This is a genomic window from Ktedonobacter robiniae, from assembly GCF_016587375.1.
Lineage (GTDB): Bacteria > Chloroflexota > Ktedonobacteria > Ktedonobacterales > Ktedonobacteraceae > Ktedonobacter > Ktedonobacter robiniae.
In genome coordinates this window covers 893,764-914,482 of record NZ_BNJG01000003.1, presented here as the reverse complement: position 1 = coordinate 914,482, position 20,719 = coordinate 893,764, and the positions used below count along the sequence as shown (strand labels likewise).

17 protein-coding genes are annotated in these 20,719 nt (G+C 53.0%); 10 read left to right on the top strand and 7 right to left on the bottom strand.

Annotated features, from left to right (window positions below; all coding sequences use genetic code 11):
• Positions 1–12: 12 nt before the first annotated feature.
• Positions 13–1,344 carry a Gfo/Idh/MocA family oxidoreductase gene (locus JMJ04_RS36650; protein WP_201375309.1) on the bottom strand — a complete coding sequence of 444 codons (1,332 nt, stop codon included), beginning with the start codon at positions 1,342–1,344 and terminating at the stop codon, positions 13–15.
• A 362-nt stretch (positions 1,345–1,706) separates the two neighbouring features.
• On the opposite strand from JMJ04_RS36650, the gene JMJ04_RS36645 reads away from it, so the two are divergent.
• The 5 genes from JMJ04_RS36645 (at position 1,707) to JMJ04_RS36625 (ending at position 7,483) form a co-directional block, all read left to right on the top strand.
• Positions 1,707–2,738 carry a LacI family DNA-binding transcriptional regulator gene (locus tag JMJ04_RS36645; RefSeq protein ID WP_201375308.1) on the top strand — a complete coding sequence of 344 codons (1,032 nt, stop codon included), beginning with the start codon at positions 1,707–1,709 and terminating at the stop codon, positions 2,736–2,738.
• A gap of 204 nt (positions 2,739–2,942) precedes the next feature.
• A complete protein-coding gene (locus tag JMJ04_RS36640) occupies positions 2,943–4,253 on the top strand; it encodes an ABC transporter substrate-binding protein (RefSeq protein WP_201375307.1) in 1,311 nt (436 codons plus the stop codon).
• A 23-nt stretch (positions 4,254–4,276) separates the two neighbouring features.
• Positions 4,277–5,254 carry a carbohydrate ABC transporter permease gene (locus tag JMJ04_RS36635; protein ID WP_201375306.1) on the top strand — a complete coding sequence of 326 codons (978 nt, stop codon included), beginning with the start codon at positions 4,277–4,279 and terminating at the stop codon, positions 5,252–5,254.
• Positions 5,254–6,138 carry a carbohydrate ABC transporter permease gene (locus JMJ04_RS36630; protein ID WP_236038851.1) on the top strand — a complete coding sequence of 295 codons (885 nt, stop codon included), beginning with the start codon at positions 5,254–5,256 and terminating at the stop codon, positions 6,136–6,138. Before JMJ04_RS36635 ends, JMJ04_RS36630 begins: the two co-directional genes overlap by 1 nt.
• Before the next feature lie 157 nt (positions 6,139–6,295).
• Positions 6,296–7,483: a cation diffusion facilitator family transporter gene (locus tag JMJ04_RS36625; protein WP_201375305.1), complete on the top strand. Its 1,188-nt coding sequence runs from the start codon at positions 6,296–6,298 to the stop codon at positions 7,481–7,483.
• Here the strand turns inward: JMJ04_RS36625 and JMJ04_RS36620 are convergent.
• Positions 7,480–9,324 (bottom strand): glycoside hydrolase family 15 protein, encoded by a 1,845-nt coding sequence (locus JMJ04_RS36620; RefSeq protein ID WP_201375304.1) that lies wholly within the window; start codon positions 9,322–9,324, stop codon positions 7,480–7,482. The two genes, JMJ04_RS36625 and JMJ04_RS36620, sit on opposite strands and share 4 nt — an antisense overlap.
• A gap of 691 nt (positions 9,325–10,015) precedes the next feature.
• Between JMJ04_RS36620 and JMJ04_RS36615 the strand changes: the two genes are divergently transcribed.
• The gene (locus tag JMJ04_RS36615) at positions 10,016–10,666 is read left to right on the top strand and encodes a hypothetical protein (RefSeq protein ID WP_201375303.1); all 651 of its coding nucleotides are present in this window, start codon (positions 10,016–10,018) and stop codon (positions 10,664–10,666) included.
• A gap of 152 nt (positions 10,667–10,818) precedes the next feature.
• Here the strand turns inward: JMJ04_RS36615 and JMJ04_RS36610 are convergent, their stop codons facing one another.
• Positions 10,819–11,640: an alpha/beta fold hydrolase gene (locus JMJ04_RS36610; protein ID WP_201375302.1), complete on the bottom strand. Its 822-nt coding sequence runs from the start codon at positions 11,638–11,640 to the stop codon at positions 10,819–10,821.
• A 179-nt stretch (positions 11,641–11,819) separates the two neighbouring features.
• On the opposite strand from JMJ04_RS36610, the gene JMJ04_RS36605 reads away from it, so the two are divergent.
• From JMJ04_RS36605 to cydB, 3 genes are all read left to right on the top strand, one after another.
• Positions 11,820–12,482 (top strand): PadR family transcriptional regulator, encoded by a 663-nt coding sequence (locus JMJ04_RS36605; RefSeq protein WP_201375301.1) that lies wholly within the window; start codon positions 11,820–11,822, stop codon positions 12,480–12,482.
• Between the two features lie 96 nt (positions 12,483–12,578).
• The gene (locus JMJ04_RS36600) at positions 12,579–13,850 is read left to right on the top strand and encodes a cytochrome ubiquinol oxidase subunit I (protein ID WP_201375300.1); all 1,272 of its coding nucleotides are present in this window, start codon (positions 12,579–12,581) and stop codon (positions 13,848–13,850) included.
• Between the two features lie 29 nt (positions 13,851–13,879).
• Positions 13,880–14,899 carry a cytochrome d ubiquinol oxidase subunit II gene (gene cydB, locus JMJ04_RS36595; protein ID WP_201375299.1) on the top strand — a complete coding sequence of 340 codons (1,020 nt, stop codon included), beginning with the start codon at positions 13,880–13,882 and terminating at the stop codon, positions 14,897–14,899.
• Positions 14,900–14,987: 88 nt separating this feature from the next.
• Here the strand turns inward: cydB and JMJ04_RS36590 are convergent, their stop codons facing one another.
• Positions 14,988–15,896 (bottom strand): LysR family transcriptional regulator, encoded by a 909-nt coding sequence (locus JMJ04_RS36590; RefSeq protein ID WP_201375298.1) that lies wholly within the window; start codon positions 15,894–15,896, stop codon positions 14,988–14,990.
• Between the two features lie 237 nt (positions 15,897–16,133).
• Between JMJ04_RS36590 and JMJ04_RS36585 the strand changes: the two genes are divergently transcribed.
• On the top strand, positions 16,134–16,886 hold the full coding sequence (locus JMJ04_RS36585; RefSeq protein ID WP_201375297.1) for an SDR family NAD(P)-dependent oxidoreductase: 753 nt from the start codon (positions 16,134–16,136) through the stop codon (positions 16,884–16,886).
• Positions 16,887–16,954: 68 nt separating this feature from the next.
• On the opposite strand, the gene JMJ04_RS36580 is transcribed toward JMJ04_RS36585, so the two are convergent.
• The 3 genes from JMJ04_RS36580 to efeO form a co-directional block, all read right to left on the bottom strand.
• Positions 16,955–17,818, bottom strand: coding sequence for an FTR1 family iron permease (locus tag JMJ04_RS36580; protein ID WP_201375296.1), 864 nt, complete (start codon positions 17,816–17,818; stop codon positions 16,955–16,957).
• Between the two features lie 28 nt (positions 17,819–17,846).
• Complete coding sequence (gene efeB / locus JMJ04_RS36575) at positions 17,847–19,112, bottom strand: iron uptake transporter deferrochelatase/peroxidase subunit (RefSeq protein WP_201375295.1); 1,266 nt, start codon at positions 19,110–19,112, stop codon at positions 17,847–17,849.
• Positions 19,113–19,302: 190 nt separating this feature from the next.
• The gene (gene efeO, locus JMJ04_RS36570) at positions 19,303–20,457 is read right to left on the bottom strand and encodes an iron uptake system protein EfeO (protein ID WP_201375294.1); all 1,155 of its coding nucleotides are present in this window, start codon (positions 20,455–20,457) and stop codon (positions 19,303–19,305) included.
• Positions 20,458–20,719 lie beyond the last annotated feature (262 nt).

The window sequence follows — 20,719 nt, the reverse complement described above, 5'->3', positions numbered from 1 at the left end:
TAGAATATCTCCTCACTTACCTCTCTCATCTGCTGTTTTGTCTGGGAGCACAAACAAGTCATCAACGACGACCATCTTGCCAGTGCGCATTGACTCATTGGAAGCGATGCCAACCAGGATTGAAGCGGCACCATCGATATGCGAGGCGGCTCGATTGAAGGGATCAGCTGGCGGAGTGGGCGAGAAGAGTTGCTCTAGCAAAATGGGATCGGCGCCGCCATGCCCTCCATCTCCCGTTGGAACTTCAACATCATATGGGAGAGCGAACATTGGGTACGCACGGATACGTGCGGATTTGAAAGGCCCTTTGCTGGCGTTCATTCTGGCCTCTCCATTCCCTTGGAGATGGTTGACATTCTCGACAATATCCATCTCAATCCGTCCCTTAGTGCCAGTAATCGCCACGCGCAGACCTTCCCAGGGCGCGTAGGTAACCAGGCAGTAGGACAGTAGCACGCCATTGCGATAACGCGCTGTCACACACATGGTATCTTCAATCGTAATCGGCTCTCCAAATACATTACGATCTCGTAAATAGCCCGTCTCATTTTCAGCAGCCCGGTAGAGGCCACGAAACATCTCATTGTTCTCCAACGTCAGCGCAAAAGGATCATTGTCAGCCTCCGGGACGCCAGTGTAGCGCTCGTACGCATACTGTTCGCCGCGGGCTTCGGCGTTTTGCTTGCCATAGAAGCTGAGATCGCCCAGCGCAAAGACCTGCTGGGGGTATGACGCAATCCACCAGTTGACAAGGTCAAAATGGTGTGTAGCCTTATGAACAAGCAGACCGCCACTGTGCTGTTTTTCGCGATGCCAGCGGCGAAAGTAATCTGCGCCATGATTGGTATCCAGTATCCAGGAGAAATCGACTGCCAGCGGTTTCCCCACCGCACCCTGCATCACCAATTCACGAAAGCGCGTATAGGCTGGGGCATAGCGATAATTAAAACTCACTCGTAGTGAGCGGCCCGTACGTTCAATTGTCTGGAAGATAGCTCGCATTTTTTCCGCGCTTGTCGTCATAGGTTTTTCCGTGATGACATCACAACCTGATTCCATGGCGCGTATGATATAGAGATGATGTGTAGCATCTATGGTCGTGACGATGACTGTATCGGGATGGGTTTCGGCAATCATCTCGTCAAACTGTTCGGCATGATAGGTTGGTAGAGGCGGCAATCCCGCCAGCGTTTGTAAGTGCTGGTTATACCAATCCATGCGGACCTGGCTCAAATCGCAGAACGCGACCAGTTCCGCCACGTCGCGATATGTAGTGATGAGCGCGTCAATAAACATGCGGGCGCGCGCCCCCGTCCCAACCAGCGCATAACGTTTCTTCTCCATGCTTGCTCCGTCCCTTCACCTTCTTTGTCTAGCGGGCGACATAGTTTGTGACCGATCACAACTATTATATGCACTATTTTGCTGGATAAATCAAGCCGTAGTGAATCAACCTCTCGAGAATCCTCGCCAAAGGAGCCAGAAAAACATATAATACTTTTTTTATACGGAAATACACGAATATTCTTTTAGGAGAAGAAAGCGTTAAGAGTATTAATGCTTCGCTTAAAACATTTTTAGGGTTTAATATCAGTAGTTCACCTATTGACAGCTTTATCTAAAATTAGCTATACTGTGAACGGTCACATTATGATTGCAGCATTGGACATATCAAGTGAGCAAGAGAGATGGGGAAAGAACCTGTCATGGCACAGAAAAAAAAGAAGACTACCATTCGAGATGTTGCACGGCAGGCAGGTATTTCCTATCAGACAGTTTCGCGTGTTTTGAATGGGAACAATAATGTTGCAGAGGAGACGCGCAAACGTGTCCTGCTGGCAATGCAAGAATTGGATTTTGTCCCTAATAAAGTTGCACAGATGCTTAACACCAACCGCTCGCAGATTCTGGAGTTGATTATTGTTGACATTATGCAGGGTGGTCACTTCGCTGACTCCATCAGGAGTATGGCGTTGGCGGCTAGAGATGCTGGCTACAACCTGCTTGTGACTATGACCAGCTCGGATGAACTGGGGATGGCGTTGGATAACGCCGCGGCGAGGTTGGTAGATGGAGTAGTGATGTATGCTCCTTCTCTTCATATTTCCGATGAGAAGCTGTTGGAGCTATGTAACGGGCTCCCCCTGGTGCGCCGCGACTACGTGCCGACTTCCCGCCTTGCATGGGTCGGCTTTGACCAGGTGTACGCGACGCGTATGGCCGTGGAGTATCTTATTGAACTTGGGCATCGCCAGATTGCGGCCATTCCGCCCTCCATCAATCTGATCAATGGGCAGTTGCGCTATACTACCTGGAAAGAGACATTGCGGCAACATGGTCTGGAGCCGGGACCTGCGCACGAAGCACATTATACGTTTCGTAGTGGGTATGAAGCTATGGAGCGCATTCTAGCGACACACCAGCCTTTTACTGCTGTGCTGGTTGGTTCAGATACGATGGCGCTGGGGGCGATGCATGCTCTCCATGAGCATGGCTTGCATATTCCAAACGATGTCTCGGTACTTAGCTTTGATAACGCGGAATTAGCCTCCTTTACTGAACCGCCGCTGACGACAATTAACTTTGCCTTTAGAGAGCAGGACAGTATGGCCATCAAATATCTTGTTGAGATCTTAAACGATTCGGAGATGAAACTGCATCAGCGTATCTTATTACCGGATCTGGTGGTACGAAAAAGCACACGCAAGCTTGCTATTGATACTACATACGTACAGTAACGTACAGTTCCCACTCGTACTTTGTTCATTGGAGAATGTCTCTCTTCTCAAGAGGAAGAGGTTGTTCCACTATTTGCTTTGATACTTGGATACTCTTTCCCACTATGCTTGCAATGGAGGCAGGCAGAATAGTTATCGTCATGCGCTTGTCCTATTATCGGAATGTATGAAATGCTTCATGTCGAAACAAGGAGGTCCAGTTACATGAGTAGTAGGATTACTTATACGCGAAGGCGCGTATGCCAGGTCGGACTGAGTAGCCTGGCGGGTATGACCCTGCTAGATCTGGTTGGTTGCGGTAGCGATACCGGCACAGCGGCTAACGAAACCCTTCAACTCTCTTTCTGGGGGCCCGCATCACGTAATAAGTTAACCCAGAACGCGATCAAAGCTTTTCAGCAAGCACACTCCAACATTACCATTCATTCCTGGTTCGCCGACTTTAGCGTCTATTTCAACAAGTTGAATACCCAGATTGCCAGCGGTAGCATCCCGGACCTGATTCAGATGGATATGTCGTATGTCGCGCGATACGTTCAGGAACATGAACTGCTGGATCTAACGCCATTCGTCAATGACAAGACCATCGATCTCTCTGATTTTGATCAGGGTATGTTGAAGAATAGTGAAGACAACGGCGTGTTGTATGGTATCTCGCTGGGTGGCAACTACGAGTGCATGATTTACGATGCCACGCTCATTCAGGAAGCGGGGCTTGGCACGCCTCCCACAAGTTGGACATGGAACGAATTTGCAACGTACGCAGGTAATATCTCCAGTGCCCTTAAATCTAAGGGCGTCTATGGATCTCCCGATGCCAGTGGAGCGATGGATATGTTTGAAATTTGGGTGCGCCAGCGAGGCAAGGAACTATGGACGACTGATGGCAAAGTCATGTTTACCGTCGATGATATTGCCTCCTGGTTTAGCTATTGGGACGGCATGCGCAAATCTGGTGCCTGTGTTCCCGCTCAAACTCAGGCGACGGTTACTGGCAGTGGGCCTAATACCTCCCTGCTCGCCGCTGGCAAAACGGCCTTCGCGACGGGACATTCAAACCAGTTTGGCAGCTTTCAGGCCCTGACGAAGCATACACTGGCCCTTCAGACGGTTCCCACAGGTCCCGGACCTGGTAACTATCTCAAACCCTCAATGTTGATGAGCATTGGAGCAAAATCGAAATATGCCAAAGATGCTGCTACCTTTATCAATTTCCTGATAACAGATCCCAAAGGCGCCAAAGCTATCGGCCTGGACCGTGGTGTACCAGGGAGTGCGCGTGCGCGTGCCGCGCTTCAGCCTACACTGCAAGCTGGAGATAAAGCCGTTCTGGCGTACTCAGACTTGATGGCGAGCAATAACACGGCTAGTCCCAGGACCGTGCTGGACCCCTCTGTCGCTGGCAAAGTCTCAACGGCGCTTAGCAATGCGTCTCAGGCAGTAGGCTTCGGGAAACAGTCGATCATGGCTGGAGCCAATAACTTCTACCAGGAAGCGGTAAAAGCGGTCTCTTAGCTCTGAACTATGGAGGTGGTTCGATGGCTCTTACTCCTATTGAGGGCATAACGCGCGAGGTACGTGAGAAGCTCCCCACCCGGAAACGTCCGCGAGCACTTCGCTCTCATGAGAAGAAAGAGAATGCCGCCGGCTACCTCTTTCTTCTCCCCTGGTTCGTGGGTATCTTCATATTCACAGCGGGACCAGTTATCGCCTCGTTATATCTCTCGTTTACCAATTACAACCTGATTGGAACACCCAGTTGGATTGGCTTACAAAATTACCTGACGATGTTCCAGGATCCACAATGGTGGGACGCAGTCAGAGTAACGCTTGCCTACGTGGTGCTCTCTGTACCACTCAAGCTTGCTTTAGCGCTGGGTGTCGCGCTTCTACTCAAGCGAGGGCTGATCGGGCTGGGGCTCTTCCGGGCAATCTATTACGTGCCTTCCCTGTTGGGCAGTAGTGTGGCTATTGCCCTGCTCTGGAGGCAGATCTTTGACGCAGATGGCGTTGTGAATCAGGCGCTCAATCTCATTGGTATTCATGCTACCACGAGCTGGGTTTCTACACCCGACACTGCCCTATACACACTGGTCATTCTGGCCGTGTGGCAATTTGGCTCACCAATGCTTATTTTTCTTGCTGGTCTACAACAAATTCCCCAGGAATACTATGAAGCAGCTTCAACCGATGGCGCAGGGCCATTGAAAAACTTTTTGTCAATTACGCTGCCCTTGATTACGCCCCTGTTGTTCTTTAACCTGATCTTGCAGATGATAGGCGCGTTCCAGGCATTTACGCCGTCTTATGTGGTCAGTGGCGGCACCGGAGGCCCGGTGAACTCTACCCTCTTCTATACGCTTTATCTTTACCAGGAAGGGTTCGCCAATCTAAAGATGGGCTACGCTTCAGCAATGGCATGGGTTTTGTTGATCGCGGTGGCATGTTTTACCGCGGTCGCGTTCCTGACCTCGCGTTACTGGGTATTCTATCAGGATGAGAGGGGAGATAAGTGATGATCACATCTCTATCCAGAACCGGCAAAGCCAGGACTAACACGCGCTGGTTCGCGAAAAAATTTACGCGCTTCCTGCTGTATATGCTCGTGCTAGGTGGCGCATTGATTATGATCTATCCTTTGCTCTGGTTGTTCAGCTCTTCATTTAAACCAGAGGATCTGATTTTCTCAAGCCCAGGCCTGGTGCCGACGCAGTGGACACTAGGGAACTATGGCGAGGGTTGGAATGCCCTTGACTATCCTTTCACCCGCTTCTTTCTCAGTTCCCTGGTAGTCTGCCTTGGCGCGGTTGTTGGTAATATCTTTTCCTGTTCGCTGGCTGCCTATGCCTTTGCTCGCCTGCGTTTCAAATATAAACCCTTCTGGTTTGCTTTGATGCTGGGAGGAATCTTGCTGCCAGCGCACGTACTCATTGTGCCACAATATATTCTCTTCAAAGAATTGGGATGGATAGGTACGTTTCTTCCATTGGTCGCGCCCAAGCTTTTCGCTACAGATACATTTTTTATCTTCCTGATGATCCAGTTTATTCGTGGTATTCCAACAGAACTGGATGATGCTGCCAGGATAGATGGCTGTAGCCACTTTAGCTTCTACTGGCGCATCATCCTGCCGTTAGCGCTGCCCGCGTTGGTGACTACAGCCATCTTTACATTTATCTGGACATGGAACGACTTTTTTAGCCAGTTGATCTACCTCAGTGACGAATCAACGTTCACTATTCCAGTTGCACTGAGTCAATTTGTGGATAGTACAGGAAATTCGGCCTATGGGCAACTTTTTGCCATGTCTGTGCTATCTCTGTTACCCATTTTCGGCTTCTTCCTGATTTTCCAGCGTCTCTTAATCCAGGGAGTAAACACGACAGGACTGAAAGGATAACAGTGTACCATCTCCTCTTACCCTGCGAGATTTGTCGCCAGGATGCCGTGCGTTTTATACTGGAAATAGCGCATTCTATGCTCTGCTAAGTTTATGGTTTGACTCTACCTGTATGCGTTTTTCCAGCAATAGAGCGTTATGGAAGTTGAGAGGAAATATGGAAGATGCTGACCATGTGCCAGGGCAGGCTCCTGGCCCTATGTTTGACCAGCATAAGCATAGGCATACGTCCGATGCACATGAGCATGAGAAGCATGAAGCGCATGAGCATCATGGCCATGACCATGCCCATGCCCATGCCCATGCCCATGCCCATGAGCATGATCACGAGCATGTTCATGGGCGCTGGGGCTGGTTGTTGGAGGCGCTGCCCTTCGTGCATGGCCATAGTCATGCTGAGGCATCTGTGGATACCGCGTTGGAGAGTAGTGACCGGGGTATCTGGGCGCTGAAGATCTCTTTATTAGGCCTAGGGGTCACGGCGCTCTTTCAGCTTGTGATTGCCATGCTGAGTGGAAGTGTCGGCCTGCTTGCGGATACCATTCATAATTTCTCTGATGCCCTGACGGCGGTGCCGCTCTGGATTGCCTTTGCGTTCAGTCGGCGTGCGGCGAATCGGCGCTATACCTATGGCTATGGTAGACTTGAGGACCTGGCCGGGGTGGTAATCGTGCTGATGATCTTCCTGAGCGCGCTCCTAGCAGGCTATGAAAGTATCACGAAGTTTTTGCACCCTGAGCCGCTGCATTATGCCTGGTGGGTCATGCTGGCGGCTATTGTCGGCTTCGCGGGGAACGAGGGTGTGGCCATCTTTCGCATTCGCGTTGGTAAAGAGATCGGCTCAGCCGCCCTGGTGGCGGATGGCAAACACGCTCAGGCAGACGGCCTGACCTCGCTCGCAGTCCTCATCGGTGCCGCCGGCTCTCTGCTAGGTTTTCCCCTGGTGGACCCGGCCATTGGCCTGCTAATCACGCTGGCGATTCTCCTTATCGTCAAGGATACGGCCCTGGTGATGTGGCATCGCCTGATGGACGCGGTTGACCCGCAGGTAATAGATAGCCTGGAGCGGGCAGCGCGAGCGATTCCCGGCGTACTCGATGTACTGGAGCTGCGTGCGCGCTGGCTAGGACGTGCTCTGGAGGCCGATATGCGCATTGAGGTCGATGAGAATTTGAGTATCCGCCAGAGCCATGATATCGCCGAGGAGGTGCGGCATGCGCTCTTTCACACACAACCTCGCCTGGCAACTGTCCAGATCCATGTCGATCCACATGGCACGGCGGAGTACGACCCACATAGTCTGACCAGGCATCATATGCGACCTCCTAGAAGCCAGGCCGATTAGAGTGGACTGTGATCTGGATTGCCGTCGAGGGCGCGATCAATGTTGACGCAGGCGGTGATCATGGCCAGGTGCGTAAAGGCCTGGGGATAGTTGCCCAGGGCCTCGCCGACCAGCCCGACCTCTTCGGCGAAGAGTCCAACGTGATTGCTAAAGGAGAGCATCTTCTCCAGCAGGAGCCTGCCCTCGCGGGGACAGCCTGAGCGGGCGAGGTTCTCCGCCAGCCAAAAGCTACAGGCGCCGAAGGTCCCCTCAGTGCTTTCGATGCCATCACTGGCGGCACATTGTGGGTCATAGCGACTCACAAGCGCGCTTTTGGCGAGATCACGCTGTATACGGCGGATAGTTGAGAGCATACGTGGCTCGTTGGCTCCTGTGAACTTGACGAGGCCCATAAGGAGCAGGCTGGCGTCGATGGCGTCGCCGCCATAATATTGCACAAAGCTCTGGTCTTTATTGCTCCAGCCTTCCTCCATGATCTGTTGATAGATCTGGGTGCTTGTTTGCATCCATTCGGCGTAGGGAGCGGGCAGGCCCCGGTGCCTGGCGAGACGCAGCGCGCGGTCGAAGGCCACCCAACTCATCAGGCGCGAGTGGACGAAGTGTTTGGAACCGCCGCGTACCTCCCAGATGCCTTCATCCGGCTCTTGCCAGTGGTCCTCAAGCCAGTGCAGCAGGCTACGCATATGCTCCCAGAGGTCGTATGAGATGTCCTCGTGACGGTTATAGATATAGATCGCGTCCAGCATCTCGCCATACACGTCGAGCTGCATCTGGGTATAGGCGCCATTGCCGATGCGGACGGGCGCGCTGGCCCGATATCCCTCTAAATGAGGCAGAATTTTCTCGCTGAGATTATGCTCACCATCGATGCCGTACATAGGCTGGAGCGAGCCGCAATCTGGTAGCTCGTGACAGCGCTCGTCCAGCCAGTTCATAAACTGCTCCGCCTCCTGGGTAAAGCCCAGAGTGAGCAGGCTATAGAGGCTAAAGGCGGCATCGCGCAGCCAGGTAAAGCGATAATCCCAGTTGCGTGTTCCACCTATGGTCTCGGGCAGGCTGGTGGTGGGTGCGGCCACAATCGCCCCGGTGGGGGCATATGTCAGCAATTTTAGCAGCAAGGCAGAGCGCTCGACATACTCGCGCCAGCGCCCGCGATACTGGCATTTCTTGAGCCATTGGCGCCAGAAGGTCATGGTGCTATGAAACATCTCCTGGTAGCCCTCTTCGCAGAGGGGATCAGGAGCCTGCGCACCCGCGGTAGTGCTCTCCAACATAAAGTGCAGTGACTCACCCTCATGTAAGACAAAATGCGCCTGCACACCTCCCTGATCATCTGGATAGAGCGCGATATTAGTAGAGAGTCCAAGGTGGAGACCCTGGCTGTGGAAGACGGCTCCCTGCTCCGTCAGATGGGTATCATGTTCATCCTGAGCATAGTTGAAAGCTGGGCGACAGGTCAGGTGAAACTCCATGCTTCCCCTGGCGACCTCGACTGAGCGAATGATGTGATGGGGTAGGGTGTGGGAATCGTCATCATCTTTGATGGGCATGAAATCAGTAATCTCACCAATACCATCAACGCAGAGAAAACGCGTGAGTAAGACGTTGGTTTCGGGCAGGTACATCTGCGAACTGCGCAAATCGTTCGTTGGCGTGGGTGCGATCTGAAAGAAGCCGCCTTTATTTGCGTCCAGGAGCGCGCCAAAGACGCTTGGTGCGTCGAAACGCGGCAGGCAGCACCAGTCAATCGAGCCATTCTTCCCAACCAGGGCCACCGTATGCAGGTCGCCGATAATGGCATAATCTTCAATAGGTAAATATCTTGCTTGTAGCTCCAGCATGCCTCGTCTCCAATCTCCTGCAAGGATTCTGCTTCCATCTTGCTTCTAAGCGCCTTATAGCACTACTTAATTACAATGTATCCGCATCCGCAAATGCTATGTTCTTTTCTTTGCCTCCTTACCATAGGCACCACGTTCTGCAACGTGAGTACTTCTCCTGGGGAAAAGAGTCTAAGCCAACTTGGGCCCTACAACTTTCTGGATGCATTAATAAGCTAATACCTACTGAGGAGGCATTTGGGGTGGCATAACTGATGGTAGTGGTAAGAGAAGGAGAGCGAGGGAGATCGGGGGTAAAACGGCATGAATTGCTAGATGTAGTTCGGTTTGTGTGTAACCTCCCTCGCTATGGGATTGAGTATAGCAGATACGCGAAAATACTTCATTAACAGCTTTTAAGAAACGGCCCCAGGAGTACTAGCTTCTCTTGCGAATAGGGTTGAAGCATTGGATGAGGTGTTTCCTTACACAAATGTCGTGTCTACTCTTCACTTTTGTTTGACCTTTCTGTAATATTCCAGGGAACAGAGATTCAGTTGGTGCAATTGGGCAAAAAGTGGCTCAATTCACAGCTTCTTTGTTAGAAATGTGCGATCCTTTGATGACTACATACGAAGAGCTTATCCGAAAATCGGCTGATATGAGGAGTCTGGCGACTTTCCGTTTTCGGATAAGCTCAAGGAGATTCAGAATGCGCGATAAACCATCACCAGATGCCTCTCAGCTCTCTTTTTTCAAACGACTTCAGATGCTTGCAGACAAGGGGGCAAAAGTTTTTTCCATTGCTTTTCTCGCTTTGAGTGCGATTGCATTCATTGTGGCAACGCTAGTTGTGTCCAATAATTATGACCCTCTTACGGTGCATGTAGATGCCCCTGCTCTCCTAAGAATTGCTCTTTTCTGCCCTCTGGTGATAGCAGTTGGCATAGTGCTTGTTCTGGGTAGGCGGCGTTTCTCGGTCTTACGTCTGAATTACTGGCAAATTTTTCTGATTATCCTTGGCGCTGGTCTCGGTCTGTATTTAAGCTATCAGCACATTCTCTACCATCGGGTCTGTTGCGATATTGTCTATACGGAAGCACGGGGATATCCATTGGGGGCCTCAATATTTTCCTGGGAGCCAACTCACAGCCCGCCCTATAGCTGGAATGAGATAGATGCACTGATAGGACAGCATTCTGGTCAGGTTGGTCAGGTTATCGACTGGCCTACTATCTTTGCCAATGGTATGTTCTATGCCAACGCCACCCTCATCCTGGTCGTCACGCTCCGCTGCATGCTGCTCCTCCCTGGACGATTCATCGGCAGGAAGAACGCTCGCGCGAGCTTGCAGCGTACCTGACCAGGATGAGGGAGATTCCAGAACAATGTATGTTACATTTTGCCCTTCTACTTGAATAATTTTTCGTATATACTTTTTGCTCTCCAAAAGAGCGCTGGCACACATGTGTGCCAGCGCTCTTTTGGAGAGCAAACGCTTTCTCCTGGCCTATATTAGCGCGTAGCTTCTTGCACTCGCTCAAGCCATTCATTCACCAGCGCGTTGAAGAGTTGGCTCTGTTCAATCTGCGCGTTGTGTCCTGCGCGGTCCAATACGGCAAAAGTGCCACGTGGATAGTTTTCCAGGATGTTCCAGGTGTCCCTATAGCCCGTTGAGGAATCCTGCCTGCCCATAAAGAAGAGGGTTGGTTTCGCAAAGGGCACGGGCAACGTGTTTACATCGAATGAGAAGGCATAGCGCTGGCGAATCTTGTTCAGAAATGCCTGATCGGCGACGCGTAATCCAGGGAGAATGTCGTCGCGGAAATGCTCCCAGGCGTAGGTATCCTGCACTACGGATATTGAGCCAAACTCTTCTGCGTCCTCTGGAGCGAGCGAGGCCAGGAGCTGTGGGTTCGGTGCGATAAGCGTATGAGATGGGACGTCTCGTTTAGAGGCCTCTGCAACGATGGCGGGGCAGATGAGTGCCATACCTTCAACCTGTTCAAACTTGCGCTGCATAATGCCAAGACTGAGATAGCCCCCGTAGGACTCGCCTACCAGCAAGAAACGCTGTCCGGGAATAATTGCATCGATAAAACCCAGAACAAGGTCGAGCATATCATCGCTACTATTGACGAATGCTTTTCCCGGTGTGCGTCCCATGCCAGGTAAATCAAGGTAGATCCTGCGCCAGCCAGTCTTCTGCGCAAATAATGGCTCCATACAGCCTGTCATCAAGCGGTGATCGGGCGTAAATCCATGGATGAGGATAACCGGCGTTCCCTGACCATATTCTTCATAGTAAATAGGGGTATCATGAACCAGACATTCCATAAATTCAGAAGGCTCCTTGTTAGCAAACAAACGGTGTTTTACGCCTATCTTAACAGTAAATGAGGTTAAATTTATTCCTGCTAGACAGAAAGCCCTTTATTAAGGATTGCAGCGCTTGTAATTTTACTATCGATTCGCTATAATTATATCGAACCGTAATAAAAAGAGGGGGAGTAGCGATGTCGCACGAGAACGATCAGACAGAGCAGTTAGGAGAGCAGGAGGTTACTCACGCTGGCAAGAAGGGTGGCACCTCTGAAGCGCGCCGGTCAAATCCGGCGTATGAGCTGTTTGTCCTGGGTGAGTTGATGCAAGGTCCCCACCATGGATATAAGCTGAACGAGATTATCAATCGCATTCTGGGGCCGCAGCGCCAGTTAAGCTGGGGAACGCTGTACCCGCTCATCAAACGCCTGGAGCAGGAGGGGTTGATTACCGTCTTTGTGGAGCAGCAGAGTGAGTTTGCCCAGGAAGAGCGCCGGGAACGGGGACAGCCTCGCCGCGCCTACGCGATTACTGACACGGGCCGCGAGCGCTTCTTTGAGCTGATGCACCAGCCACAGGGGTATGCCTACCACCCTGAGTTGTTTGCCGTTCAGCTATCAAAGTTTAACCTGCTGACGCCTCAAGAGCGTCTAAGCGTGCTTGAGCGCTATCGCACCTACCTGGAGACGTTTCGTGATCACTATCGCAAAGGGCAGTCGCGTGTAAAACTAAATCCTCAGCTAAACGAGGATGAGCGTACCTTTGTTCTACAGCTCGTCGACTACAATCTGCACATGTTAAACGCTGAGATCGCCTGGTTTGAGCGGGCGATAGCCGAGATAGAGAGAGTTGAGTAGCCCGACGCTACTAAAATACGCGTCTACATATGCTCGTTATATGTAGAGGCGTACTTTAGTAGCGTCGGGCCTGCTTCATACTAAAGGAGTTGAAGGATGGATACCTTGATGCTGGCGCGCTGGCAATCGGGCCTGACGCTTGTATCTCATTTTCTTTTTGTGCCGTTAACGCTGGGCCTCGTCTTTATGGTGGCGCTGATGGAGACGTTCTATGTCATGCGTGGAGATGAGACCTACAGGCGCATGGCCCGCTTCTGGGGCCAGTTGTATATCATCAACTACGCTATGGGATTCCTGACTGGCCTGGTCCAGGAGTTCCAGTTTGGTTTGAGCTGGTCCGCTTTCTCCAGCTATGTGGGAAACGTCTTCGGTGCGCCGCTGGCGATTGAAACGCTGCTGGCCTTCTTTCTGGATGCCACCTTCTTTGGTTTCTGGCTCGCGAGCTGGGATATCGTACCGAAGAAGGTGCATCTTGCCTTCATCTGGATCGTGGCGCTTGGTGTCTACCTCTCGGCGGTCTTTATCCTGATCGCCAACGGCTTTATGCAGCAGCCTGTAGGCTACGAGATCCACAATGGGCAACTGGTCCTGACCAACATCTCGGCTCTGGTCACGAATCCTAACTTCTTGATCGCCCTGGAGCATGTGACGGCGGGTAGTCTGCTGACTGGCGCCTTCTTCGTCAGCGGCGTCAGTGCTTTTAACCTACTTAGGCGGACGACAGAACGTACCGTCTTCCGTAACTCATTGCGCTTGAGCATGATTATCGCCTTCCTGAGCAGCCTGGCTGTGATCCTGGTAGGTGGAGCACAGATTCAAAATGTTGGTAAAGTTCAGCCTATGAAAGAGGCGGCGATGTTTGGGAAGGTGGAAGATGCTGCTGCCTTACAGGCGCAATTCGTCAAGTTGTATGGTCCGGGCAACTATATCCCCTTGATGCCGGTGATTGTAAACACTTTTCATCTCATGGTCATTCTGGCCGCGTTATTGTTGATAGCCTCCCTTATCGGCCTGTTGCTTCTCTGGAAGGATGCGATTGTGCGCCAGCGCTGGTTCCTGCGTCTCCTCCTGCCCTTGATCGCCTTCCCCTACCTGGCTAATATTAGCGGCTGGCTAACGCGAGAAATGGGGCGTCAACCCTGGGTCGTGCAAGGTTTATTGAAGACGAGCGACGCACTCTCACCCTCACTTAATGCATCGATGGTCTTCACCTCGCTGCTGGCCTTTACCCTGGTCTACGCGACCCTGGCGGTGATTGATGTCTACCTGCTCTGTAAGTATGGCCGCCTGGGTCTACCTGGCTCTCCCGACACGAAAGAACAAGAATCCTCGAATGAGGAAACGGAGAATGTCTTTGCGCTTCAATAGCGCCCGTTGCTGAAAGAGGTTAGGCTTTTATGAATCTTCAGATACTCTGGTATGGTCTGGTTGGTCTGCTACTGGCTGGATACTTTATCCTGGAAGGCTACGATTACGGCATCGGTATCCTCCTGCCTTTCCTGAGCAAGGACGACCGCGAGCGCAGAGTGCTTTTGAACGCGATGGGTCCCTTCTGGCTGGGGAATGAGACCTGGCTGGTGGCCGCTTTTGGCGCTATGTTCGCGGCTTTCCCCAGGTGGTATGGTACCTTCCTGAGTAGCCTGTATGGCTTTGTGCTGCTGCTGATCTTCTCCCTGATCCTGCGCGGGGCGGCGCTGGAGTTTCGCAGTCATCGGGCTAGCAAGCGCTGGCGTGGCTTCTGGGACCTGGTCATCTGCGGCGGCAGTATCGTGCCTGGACTGGTCTGGGGTGTGATCGCGGCCGCGTTTGTGCAGGGACTCCCCCTGGATGCCCAACTGCGCTTCGTGGGCACCCCCTGGCAGTTATTGACGCCCCTGACCTTGTTATGGGGCCTCACTTTTATTGTCCTCTTTGCGCTCCAGGGCGCGCTCTTCCTCCGCCTGCGCGTGGATGCGACTATTACTATGCATGTTGAGAGGGCGGCGCGGAGGATCTGGATTCCGGCGCTATTCATGGTTGTGTTGCTGGCTATTAGCGGTGCTTTCGTCTCTCAGGCCATGCTGCGCCTGCTGGCCGTGCCCTGGATCGCGCCCTTAAGCGTGCTTGTGCCTCTGCTGCTCTTCATTGCGGGCCAGTTGATCCAGCGCCAGCGCTGGTGGTGGGCGCTCATATCGACGAGCCTCTCTATGCTTTGTGGTGTGCTCGCGCTGGCAAGGAGTCTCTTTCCACACCTCCTGCTCTCAAGCCTTCAGCCCACCTGGAGCCTGACGATTGAGCGTGCGGCGGCAGCCCCTTCCAGTCTGGTCCTACTCACCTGGGTTGCTTTAATCTTCCTGCCCATTATCATCGCCTACCAGGCCCTGGGCTACTGGATATTCCGCAAACGCCTGCACATGCGGAGTCGTTTGCATTATTAAAAAAGTTGCTTCATCACAGATCGGATAGTGCTTGTAAACGGCGCACTTTCCCAACAGTAGCCGTGTACGCAAGTAGCGGGCTCCCGAGTTAGGGCGAAGGCAACATGTGTTGTCGTGCTTGTGCGGTTTCGCGGGCGGCCTGGAGGAAGTTGTGTAGCAGGGGCGAGGTATTGTCTGGGAGCCAGGCCAGGGCAAGGTCGAAGGTTGGGGTGGCTCCCTGGAGGGGGTGGTAGGCGACATCCAGACTGCGCAGCAGGCGGGATGAGGCAGGCACGATAGAGACGCCAAAGCCCGCCGCCACCAGGCTGATGATTGATTCCCAGCCCAGGGCCTCCTGGCCCAGGCGCATCGAGAAGCCTGCCTGCTGGCAGAGGCTGCTGATCTGGTCGAAGAGGCCAATGTTCCAGGCGCGGGGATATAGCACAAACAGTTCATCTCTGAGTTGGGCAAGATCGATGCTTTCCTGGCTTGCGAGGGCGTGATCGGCGGGCAGGACGGCAACCAGTTGCTCGCGGCCAATAACCTCTAGCTTGAGGGTGGTGTCGAGAATTGGCGGATGGATGAAGCCTACCTCGATCAGGCCTTCGCGTAGCGCCTGCACCTGGTCGGTGGTGACCAGGTTCTGCAACTTTGTTGTGATCAGGGGGTAGCGTTCGCGGAAGGCCTTTAAGATGGTAGGGAGGATCTCGGCCATGGCTGTGCCTACAAAGCCAATATCCAGTTGTCCCAGGAGGCCATTATGGGCCTGGTGCGCGGTCTCAATGGCGCGCTCGGTCTGGGCGATGACTTTCTTGGCCTCCACAAGAAAAGCCTTGCCCGCGGGGGTCAGTTGTACGCTGCGCTTGGTGCGGATCAAGAGCGGTATACCCAGCTCGATCTCCAGGTTCTGGATCTGCTGGCTGAGTGGCGGCTGCGCCATGTGCAGGATCTCAGCCGCGCGGCTGAAGTGTAGCTCTTCCGCGACCATGATAAAGTAGCGTAAGTGTCGTAGCTCCATATCTATTTATATCCCCTACATATAAGTATAACACAATTTATATATTGGACAGATAAGATGTTTTCTCTTATGCTAAGCCTATCGGTTTTGTGTCTATTCAGGACTTCTCGCCACGACGTGGCTCGCCGGGTTAGAGGATGTGGCTGGGAACGGCCACATCCTCTAACCCGGCGAGCCACGTCGTAGACGCTGAGCATAAAAAACGATAATTATATCATTTATTCGGGGAGGAAATCTATGAATAAGCAGGGACGTAGAATTATTATTACTGGTGGGAATAGCGGCATGGGGCGTGCGATGGCGGGACGCTTTGCCCGGGAGGGGGAGCAGGTCGCGATCATTGGGCGTGACCGCGACACCTTGCGCGCCACGGCTGAGGAGCTTGGCTCCCAGGTCTCCTGGTACCAGGCGGATGTAAGCCAGCGCGAGCAGGTGCAGTCTACTGTATCGAACATTGTGGAGCAATGGGGCCAGGTGGATGTACTAATCAATGCGGCCGGCTTTGTGCGTGGCGCCACGACCGATATGCCGCTTGACGAGGCCGAGCGTGAGTGGGACGCGGTCATTGACGCGAACCTGAAGGGCAGCTTTCTGATGACCGTTGCCGTTGGTCCTTATCTGGCGCGACCCGGTGGGCGTATTATTTATATTAGCTCCATTGCCGCCTTCACCGGTGGAAGTCGGGCTGGTTCAACCGCCTATGCCGCGTCCAAGGCGGGTTTGCACGGCCTGACCTATGGCTTTGCACGCGAATTGAGTTCGCAATCAATCACAGTCAACGCCGTAGCCCCCGGCTATATCGCTGATACTGGCTTTACTGGCGCCTGGACCGATGAGAAAATCAATGGCATCATCAAGGAGACGCCAGCAGGGCGAGGCGGTCATGTCGACGACGTGGTCGCCGCAGTCCACTACCTGGCCTCGCCCGAGGCCTCGTTTGTCACCGGCGAGGTATTAAATGTGAATGGTGGCTGGCTCTTTGGACGCTAAATGCAATAGACAACAGAAGGGTCATGCCAGGCGCCGCCTGGCATAACCCTTCTGTTGTCTATTGCATTTTATCCTTTGAGCGTTGCAGTCTGTTCTGGTGTGGCACTGGGGAGGCTGCGTTTCTGGTTGCGGGTCATGCGCCAGAAGAAGCTGCCCGCGATAGCCAGGTAGACAACAAAGCCTACAATTTGTAGGATGCTTGTGTTCTCGGTATAGCCTGTGAAGATGTGCAACAAGCTACCAATAATGCTTTTATTCTCGCTGAGCCAATCGATGCTGCTGGTATCCCAGACCTGGGTGGTTCCGAAGGTAATCCATCCGGCGTCCTGGGCACCTTGAATAAAGTTGCTAAACAAGCCAGCCGCCATGACTAGCAGGAGGATACCCATGACGCGGAAGAAGATGCGGTAGTTCAGGCGGTAGCCAAAGCGATAGATGAGTACACCCAGGGCGATGGCGACCAGGACTCCCAATAAGGCTCCAAGGAGGATCTGTGTATCGGACTGGAAGGCGAAGGCCAGGGTAAAGATCGCTGTTTCGATGCCCTCGCGCCCCACGGTGCTAAAGGCGAGCAAGCCCAGGGCGAAGCCGGAGCTTGCCGCGCTGGCCTGGGCGGTTAATTCTTGCTTGAGGGTGCGGCTATGGTGCTGGACCCAGAACGTCATCCATGTAATAATGACGACGGCAATGAAATAGGTAACGGTTTTGAAGATGCTGAGGAAGTCAGGGCTGAAGAGGCTACTGACGGTCTTGAGTAGGGCCGCGACCGCAAACGAGCCGAGCAGGGCCAGGCCCACGCCAAGCCAGACTGAGGTATTATAACGCATTATTTTGAGCTGGCGCAGCGAGGTGAGCAGGATACTCACGATCATGCTGGCCTCCAGCCCCTCACGCAGGAACAGGACAAACGTTGGTAAGAAATTAGCGAGCATTACTATGGATTACTCCTTCTCCAGGGTCTTAAGCAAAGAGCGTCTCTCCTATGAAGCCTCCCGGTCGTGTCCCTGGAGGGCAGGCAAAAATCGCACTCCCATTATGGGTGATGTATTCGTTGAGCAGGTCCCGCTGGCCTAGCTTCTGTTGCAAGGGGATAAATTGCTTGCGCGGGTCGCGCTGGAAGGCGATGAAGAAGAGGCCGGCGTCCAATTCGCCCGTCACTTTATCCATGCCATCCGTGAATGAGTAGCCACGGCGCAGGATGCGGATGTTGTCATCCTCTCGCGCCAGACGAATATGTGCATTGGTAGCGATGATGGAGGTCCCATCCGGGTGCTTGGCGGTCAAATCGACGGCATCAAACTCCTGTTTGCCGGTCAGGGGCGCCCCCGAGACCTTCCTCCGGCCGAAGACCTTCTCCTGGTCGGCCAGAAAGTCGCGGTCCCATGACTCCAGGTGCATACGAATGCGGCGCGCGACCAGGTAGGAGCCGCCACGCATCCAGGACGCGTCCTCGTTGCCAGTCCAGACATGTTGATCCATAAGTGCGGGATCTTCAACCTTCAGGTTATTAGTGCCATCCTTGAAGCCCATCAAGTTGCGTGGCGTTTCCTGTTGAGTGCTGGTACTGGCTGTGCGGTTAAAGCCTAGCTGCGACCAGCGGATGGTTGCGAGTCCGCGAGCCTGGCGGGCCAGGTTGCGCACGGCATGGAAGGCGACCAGGGGATTATCTGAGCAGGCCTGTACACAGAGATCGCCGTCCGAGCGGTTGGGGTCAAGGGCGTCTCCAGCCATCGGGGGAAGGTCCACCAGGGCCTCTGGTCTGCGTGCAGCCAGTCCATAGCGATCTTTCCCATCTTTGGTGAAGAGGGTTGGGCCAAAGCCAAAGGTGATGGTCAGGTTGGCAGCGGGCAGGTCCAGGGCCTCACCAGTATCGGGAGGGGGAGCATGATCTGGAAATGTGCCCTCGCCAATAGGCTTGCCCGAGGTCATAGCCGCCGCTGCCACCGTCCAGATGCGCAGGAGACTGGCGACCTCGTTGCGATCCTGGGCCGTCAGGTTAAAGGCGGCGAAGTGGAGATGATCCTGTTGAGGTGTTGTGATTCCTGCCTGTTTCTCTCCATAAAAGGAGATGATGTCGTTGTTACTCTTCTGTTGCATTGCTTGCTGTCCTTGCGTGTGAGCTAGCGCATAGCCGCCTCCTCCACCCAGGACCAGGCCTGCTCCAGCCGCGCTGGCGGAGATCAGCATATTGCGCCGATTAAATTTTTGGCCAGTCTTCTCACTCATGTACTTCTACCATCTCTCTTTACTTCTCGCTTACTTCTCTCCGAAACTCTGAGCGCGCCTGTCCCCGAATGGGGGAAGCGCTAGGCACGCGAGTGACGTTGGGTTTCGGAATAAGATCTTACGACTTCTCCGAAAACCCTGAGCGCGAAGCGCTAGACACGCGAGTGGCGTTGGGTTTCGGAATAAGATCTTAGTTGGCTGTTTTGGGAAGAGTGACTGCGACTTTGGAAAGGGATTCGCCCGCATCGTCAATGCTCTGGGCAATTGCGCGCTTATCTCCGTCCTTGAGAGTGGCGTAGTCCATGAACCCCTTATCGGTACGAAATGGTTTGAGTACGTCCTGCACTTTCTGGAATTTGCCAGCGATATCCTGTTGCAGGCCAGGATTTTTCTCGCTCAGGTAGTCTTTGAAGCTGTTGAAGGCTACCTGCGAACCCTCGACATTGGCTGCCAGGTCATACAGGTCGGTATGCGAGTAGCGATCCTCTTCACCAGTGATTTTGGTATGCGAGGCCTCGCTGAGCAGGGAAACCGCGCCATCAATAATATCGGTTGGTACCAGTTTAATCCCATCCAAATTCTGGCGCAAGTCTTTGACGTTCTTCAGCAACTGGTCGGTATATGTTTTAAGGCCTGTGGTCTTTCCATCGACCCATAGAGCCTTCTCGATACGATGGAAACCGGCCCACTGCTCATCGGAGACATCACCCTCGCGGGCATCGATGCCGGGATCGAGATTGCCAAAACTTGAGGCGATGGGTTCGATACGCTCATAATACTCACGTGTCGGCGCGTAGAGCACCTTTGCTTTATTGAGATCGCCCGCGTTAATGGCATCGTTGAACTGCTGCGTACTTGTAACTAGACTATCTGTCTGCTGGATAACGTATTGTCGGTATGTCTCAACTGCGTTCTTAATCTTGGTGTTCTGCACATTGTCAGACGGCGCATTGTTTGAAGACGTTGCCTTATCGGTACCAGTGAAGGCGCCTTCCATGCCCTTACTGACATAAAGTTCATCATAGAGCTTATAAGAGCGCTGTTGTGGCGTAATGGTAAAGGACTTTTTTTCGCCTGGCTGCATTGTGGTTTCGGCGATCAGGCCCTTGATCTCGACAATGTGCACATTAGTGCCTTTATTAACAAAGGTTACTTCAACGGGCTGATTGGCTGTAACATTAATGGTTTTGGGATCAAAATAGTTATCATAGGCGTTGATTGTAACCGTGTTCTTACTGCCTGTCTTATTGCTGTCGCTAGTCGAGCCACAGGCCGCGAGCAATACCAGCGGTAGGCCGCACAGAAGTAGGATAAGGAGAAGCATACGCTGCTTGACTAACATCATTTTGAAAGCCTCTTTAATATTTTTGCCGAGGAGTCCGGCGTTAGAAATATCCGACTCAATGGATTGGATATTAGTGTGCCCTAATATCTGAGTCCACGAGTCGGATATTAGCACAGCGTTGTAATGAAAGTCAAGGGCATGCGTATACTTGGGCCGACATAGCGGTCCGTCCAATGTCCCCCGTACCCATTATATGTAGACGCGTGCTTTAGCAGCGTCACGCTCATCGAGCTGTGCGTGTTGATCCATAGTGTGTGGCTGC